Genomic DNA, 6,244 nt, shown 5'->3' with positions numbered 1-6,244 from the left:
CCTGCTGGGTGGGCGCGCCCGGGGCGGCACCGACGGCCGGGTCGTCGCCCTCCTGGAACTGGTCCGGTCCGGCGTCCGGCCCGGCTGACGGGTCATCCGCGTCGGGCGCCTCCGTGGCGTCGGTCTGCGGGGTGTTGTCCTCCGGGGCGTTGACGTCCGGCGCCCACGCGGAACGGGCCGAGCCCGGCACGCCGTAGGTCGGGGTGGCGTCGAAGGGCACCCACCCGATCTGGTCGAAGTACACCTCGGTCCAGGCGTGCAGGTTCCGGTTGGTCAGGGTGAGGGTGTCGGCGGTACGCCGACTGCCGTTGGTGAACCCGAAGGCCACCCGGGCGGGGATGCCGGCGTCGCGGACCATCCAGGCCAGCGCCGCCGCGTACTGCTGGCAGTAGCCGGCCTTGTTCTCCAGGAAGTCGAGGATCTCCTGCCCGCTGGTGCCCTGTTCGGTGCTGAGCTGGTAGGTGAAGCCGTTCTCCTCGGAGAAGTAGTCGTAGATCGCGCGCACCTTGTCGTACTCGGTGCGCTTGCCCCGGATCAGGTCGGCGACCAGGGTCCGCACCTCGGGCACGTCGGGGGTGACGGTCTGCTGGACCCGGCGGGGGTCGTCGGCGGACAGCGCCCGGGCCGCGCGCAGGGCCTGCGGCGTGTACGTCGAACGGACGTAGTCGAACGAGTACGACTTCTCCCGGGAGTTCTCCCGGTTCGAGAAGACCACCTGCAGGTCCTGGTCGTAGAACCAGTTCCGGTTCAGGTCGGTGAAGTCGACCGGCTCGGCGTACACCGGCATCAGCGGCATGGCCAGGGCCCGGGTCACCTCGACGGTGGCCCGGTGCCGGGTCCGCTCGACCCCCCGTACCTGCTGCTCCGACGGGTCGGGCAGCTCACCGGTGACCCGGCTGCCGTTCGGTCCGCGTACCCGGAAGCCGTCGCCGCGCAGCTCGTCGGCGACGCCGAAGCGCAGATAGAACGGCTCCTCCTCGGTGGTGGTCACGGTGACCAGGTCGGTGGTCTCGGACTGGTTCAGCGTGCCGCTGAGCGCGGCGAACAGGTCGACGCGGCCGGGCGCGCCGCCGAAGCCCTGCCCGCCCAGACCGCTGCCGACGCCGGAGTTCAGGTTGTTCATCAGGCCGGAGGTCATGCCCGGTACGGCCAGCGGCACCAGGACGGCCAGCGCCAGGCCCACCACGGCCAGCCGCCGTCCGGCGGCGGCCAGCGGGGACGCCTCCCAGACGTCGACGTCGCGGCCGTCCCCGGTGAACCGCCGGCCGAACCGCCGGACCCGGTCGACGTTGTCGGTGACCAGCAGCCAGAGGAAGCCGGCGGCCCCGATGGCGAACGGCAGCGGCGGCACGCTGTCCACGTAGACCGCCACCGGCACCGAGTAGATGGCCAGCATCGGCAGGCCGGCCAGGGCGGGCCGGCGCAGCCCGACGCAGAGCACGTCGACCAGGACCGCGACGCCGCCGACGCCGAGCACGGTGATGAACAGCAGCGGGTCGGTGTCCGGCACCTTCACGCCGTGCGAGCGCATGTCGTCGACCGAGGAGCTGAGCAACTCGGCGAAGTGCCCGAAGGTGGCCGGCGTGGGCAGCACCGCGAGCAGTTCCTCGCCGCTGGGGAAGAGCCAGGTCAGGGCCAGGGTGAGGCCGGCGACCATGGCCAGGATCTGGGCCCACAGCGGGGTCCGGCCGAGCCGGGACAGGGCCGCCGCGGCGGCCACCGCGGCCACCGCGATGACCGACTGCACCAGCCAGGTCCACTGTTCGAAGATGGCCGACAGGGGCGCGGCGGCGAGCAGGGTCGCGGCGGCGGCCACCAGACCCAGGTTCCGATGGGCGATCATGAGAGGGACCTTCCGTTCATCGCACGCCGCCGGCCACCGTCTCGGCCATCGCGGCCCGCAGGGCGAAACCCTGCGAGCCCCGGCCGGCCTGCGGCCAGAGCGCCGGCAACCGGCCGCCGTGGTCGACGCCGATCACCCGCCAGCCGGACTGCATCAGGGCCAGCGCGGCGGTGTCGTGTGCCTGGTCGGCCTCGGTCCGGGCCTGCGCCGGCAGGTTCAGCCAGGCAGAGCTGTCCAGCAGGAAGCAGACGCAGGTGGCGCCGTTGGCCCGCAGCCCGGACAGCACCTCCGCCTCGGCGGTGCTCAGCGACCCGAAGACGCCGATGATCAGACCGCCGTCGGAGCGCTGCCGGACGTGTTGCACCAGGGCGGTGATCTCGACGCGTTCGTCCAGCCGGACCTCCGCGAGCTGGTCGAGGAGCAGACCGTCACCGGCGCCCTCGGTCGCGTTCACGTCCGCGCCGGAGCCGGTGACCAGGCGCAGCTTGTAGCCGGCCTGACGCAGGTGCACGGCGATGCTGGCGGCGGCCGAGACGGCCCACTCGAAACTGGCCGTCGGGCCGTCGCCCTGGTGGCCGTACGCCCGGGTGTCCAGCAGGACCGTCGCGCGGCTCTCCCAGGGCTGTTCCTCCCGGCGCACCATCAGCTCCCCGGTGCGCGCGGTCGACTTCCAGTGCACCCGGCGCAGGTCGTCGCCGCGCCGGTACTCGCGGGTCGCCGCGTCGTCCTCGCCGTGCACCGCCACCGAGCGGGCCCGGCTCTCGCCGCTGCCGGCGTACTCACCGGGCAGCCGCACCGCCGGCAGCGGCACCACCTGCGGCACCACGGTCAGCGAGTCGGTGCCCGGGAAGGCCCGGCTCAGTTCGCACAGACCGAACGGGTCGGTCATCCGGACCACCAGCGGCCCCACCTCGTACCGGCCGCGCACGTCCGCCCGCACGGTGTACGCCACCGAGCTGGCCTGGTGCGCGCCGAGCCGTTCCAGCACCACCCGGGGCCGGCTGCCGAGCGCGTACGGCAGTCGGTCCTCCAGCAGCAGGGTTCCGGTGGGCAACCGGGACAGGTTCTGCAACCGCAGCACCATCCGGGCGGTGGCGCCGACCGGCACCCGGTGCGGGTCCAACGAGCGGTGACAGGCGAGCTTGTAACGGCTGCGGCCGACGTAGAGCGCGGCGAGCAGCGGGAGGACGGCCAGCAGCACGGCTACTCGCAGCAGGTCCTTCTCGCCGAGGATGCCGGCGGAGACGGCGGCCGCCAGCGCGGCGGCCAGGAAGGAGCGACCGCGGGTGGTCAGGCCGCGTAAGCCGTCACGCACGTCACGGCCTCCGGGGTTCGAACGGGGCGCGACCGTTGCCGGCCGGCGGGCGGCTGTCGTACGGCGAACGCTGGCGGTCGTGCGGCAGCGGCAGCCGGTGCACCAGGTCCGCCACGATCGCGTCGGTGGTACGCCGGGCGAGCTGGGCGTCGGCGGTGGGGATGAGCCGGTGCGCCAGGACCGGTACGGCGAGTACCTGGAGATCGTCGGGGAGGACGTAGTCGCGCCCGTCGAGGGCGGCCACCGCGCGGGCGGTGCGCAGCAGTTGCAGGGTGCATCGCGGGGACGCGCCGAGCCGCAGTTCGGGTGCCTCGCGGGTGGCGGTGACCAGGTCGATCGCGTACTGCTTGACCGCGTCGGCGACGTGCACCTGCCGGACGTGACCGATCAGCCGGCGCACGGTGTCGGAGTCGGAGACCGGGCGCAGTGCCGGCAGCGGGTCCACCGCGCCGTGGGCGTCGAGCATCGCCAGCTCGGCACTGGGGTCGGGGTAGCCCATCGCGATCCGGGCGGTGAAGCGGTCCCGCTGCGCCTCCGGCAGGGGGTACGTGCCCTCCATCTCGATCGGGTTCTGGGTGGCGATCACCATGAACGGGGTCTGCAACTGGTACGTCACCCCGTCGACGGTGACCTGCCGTTCCTCCATGCACTCCAGCAGCGCGGACTGGGTCTTCGGCGAGGCCCGGTTGATCTCGTCGCCGACGACCAGGTTGGCGAAGACGGCACCCGGCCGGAACTCGAAGTCGTGCGTCTCCTGGTTGTAGACGCTGACGCCGGTGACGTCGCTGGGCAGCAGGTCGGGGGTGAACTGGATGCGGCGGACGGAGCAGTCGATGGAGCGCGCGAGGGCCTTGGCCAGCTTGGTCTTGCCGACGCCGGGCACATCCTCGATGAGCAGATGCCCTTCGGCGAGCAGGACGGCCAGAGCAAGCCGCACGGTGGCGGTCTTGCCCTCGATGACCTGTTCGATGTTGGCCACGATGGCGTCGCTCGCTGCGCGGAACTCGTCGTGCGGCAGCAATCCGCCAACTTCGTCCCAGGTCTGTTGAGTCACGGGCCTCCTCCTCGTCGCCGTCACGGCAGCTCTGTACGGAGCACCTGGACCCGCCGTTGGGTTCGCGACGTGCGAGCCTCGTCTGCCGCAACAATCTCACTGGCCTCTCAGGCTAACCATGTTTCTCGCCAACGCCGACTGGCGCAGGTGTTTGGGTGCTTACTGACTGATTTGTGGTTCACGCAGCGCATGTCGTCGGTTCTGCCGGGTAAGCGGCGTCGGACGCCCCGACACCTGACCGAGGAGGGACATGCGCGACCGGACGCAGACCCCGTGGGGCCGCCCCGGCCCGGGGGCGTCCGGCGACCGTGCCACCGGGCGTTGACATGGCGACGGCACCGGCATCCGAGGTGCTCCCGGCCGGGCGGGCGGCGTCGTGATCCTCGCCGTGGCGCTCGCCTGGCAGCTCGGGCTGGCGGCCTGCGTACCGCTGCTGACCCGGCGCCTCGGGCGGAACGCCGGCTACCCACTGGCCGTCGGCTACCTGGTCGCGGCCGGTCTGCTGCTCACCCGGCTGCCGACGATCCTGGACGACCGGTACGTCACCCTCGGCTGGCGGTGGCTGCCCGGCCTCGGAGTCGACGCCGCGTTGCGGATGGACGCGCTCGGTCTGGTCTTCGCGCTGCTGGCGCTCGGCGTCGGCGCGCTGATCATGGCCTACTGCCCCCGCTACCTCAGCGTCGACGACGACGGGCAGGAGCGGGTGTACGTCACCATGACCCTGTTCGCCGCCGCGATGCTGGGCCTGGTGCTCGCCGACGACCTGCTGGTCCTCTTCGTCTTCTGGGAGCTGACCTCCATCCTCTCGTTCGTCCTGATCGGACAGGGCGGACGTCCGGCGGCCACCGGCCCGGCCGTGCAGGCGCTGCTGGTCACCGTGGCCGGCGGGCTCGCCCTGCTGACCGCGATCGTGCTGCTGGCGGTGCAGACCGGCACCACCAGCCTGGAGACGATCGTCGCCGAGCCGGAGCGGCTGCGCGGCGGCACCGCCTGGGCGGCCGGGGCCCTGATCGTGCTCGCCGCGATCACCAAGTCGGCCCAGTTGCCGTTCCACTTCTGGCTGCCCGGCGCGATGGTGGCGATCACCCCGGTGAGCGCGTACCTGCACGCGGCGACGATGGTCAAGGCCGGCATCTACCTGCTGATGCGCTTCTCCGCCGTGTTCGGCGGCACGGTGGTGTGGGACGTCACACTGATGTCGGTCGGGCTGCTCACCGCGATCGTCGGCGCGCTGTTGGCGCTGCGGCAGTACGACCTCAAGGCGCTGCTGGCGTACTCGACCGTCAGCCAGCTCGGGCTGCTGGTCGGCGTGATCGGCGTGGGCACCCCGGCGGCCGACGCGGCGGCGATCCTGTACACCGTCGCGCACGCGTTGTTCAAGGCGACGCTGTTCATGCTGGTCGGCATCATCGACCACCAGGCGGGCAGCCGGGACGTCCGGGAGCTGTCCGGTCTGCACCGGGTGATGCCGGTGACGGTCTGGCTCACCGTGCTGGCCGCGATGTCGATGGCGGGGTTACCGCCCACCATCGGGTTCGTCGGCAAGGAGGCGATCTTCGAGGCATTCGGCGATGCGCACGGCGTCGGCCGGCTGGGCTGGGTCGCCGCCGGGCTCGGCGTCCTCGCCTCCGTGCTCACGTTCGCGTACGCGGCCCGCCTGGTGCACGGGATGGTCGAGGGGCCGACCCGGCAGCGGCGACTGCGCGAACCCTCCTGGGCGTTCCTCGCCCCGGCGGCGGTCGCCGCGGTGACGGCGACCGTGCTCGGTCCGGCGGTGTCGGTGCTGAGTCCACTGGTGGAACGCGCCGCCGACGCGGCCCGGCCGGAGGGCACACCGCCGTACCTGGCGTTCTGGCACGGCTTCACGCCCGCACTGGGCCTCAGCGCCGCCACCGTGCTGCTGGGCACGCTGATGTTCCTCGGCCGGGTCCGGGTGGACCGGCTGCTGCGGGCCGTACCCACCACACCGCCCTTCGCCGAGCTGGTCGAACGCGGCCGGCGACGGCTGCTCCGGGTCGGCGCGCTGGTGGCC

Annotated in this window: 4 protein-coding genes; 1 reads left to right on the top strand and 3 read right to left on the bottom strand. The window is 72.6% G+C overall.

Annotation, left to right across the window (positions count from 1 at the left end; genetic code table 11):
* The 3 genes from EYA84_RS24080 to EYA84_RS24070 form a co-directional block, all read right to left on the bottom strand.
* On the bottom strand, window positions 1-1,843 hold a 1,843-nt coding region (locus tag EYA84_RS24080), incomplete at its 3' end, for a DUF3488 and transglutaminase-like domain-containing protein (RefSeq protein ID WP_131055600.1).
* A gap of 16 nt (window positions 1,844-1,859) precedes the next feature.
* Entirely contained in the window at window positions 1,860-3,158 is a 1,299-nt protein-coding gene (locus tag EYA84_RS24075; RefSeq protein ID WP_131055598.1) for a DUF58 domain-containing protein, read from the bottom strand.
* A gap of 1 nt (window position 3,159) precedes the next feature.
* On the bottom strand, window positions 3,160-4,212 hold the full coding sequence (locus EYA84_RS24070; protein WP_131055596.1) for a MoxR family ATPase: 1,053 nt from the start codon (window positions 4,210-4,212) through the stop codon (window positions 3,160-3,162).
* Between the two features lie 376 nt (window positions 4,213-4,588).
* On the opposite strand from EYA84_RS24070, the gene EYA84_RS24065 reads away from it, so the two are divergent.
* On the top strand, window positions 4,589-6,244 hold a 1,656-nt coding region (locus tag EYA84_RS24065), incomplete at its 3' end, for a proton-conducting transporter membrane subunit (protein ID WP_275540813.1).

The organism is Verrucosispora sp. SN26_14.1 (assembly GCF_004307965.1).
In the GTDB taxonomy this organism is placed as follows: Bacteria; Actinomycetota; Actinomycetes; order Mycobacteriales; family Micromonosporaceae; genus Micromonospora.
The sequence above is the reverse complement of the archived record's forward strand: the minus strand, read 5'-3'. Positions and strand labels throughout refer to the sequence as shown.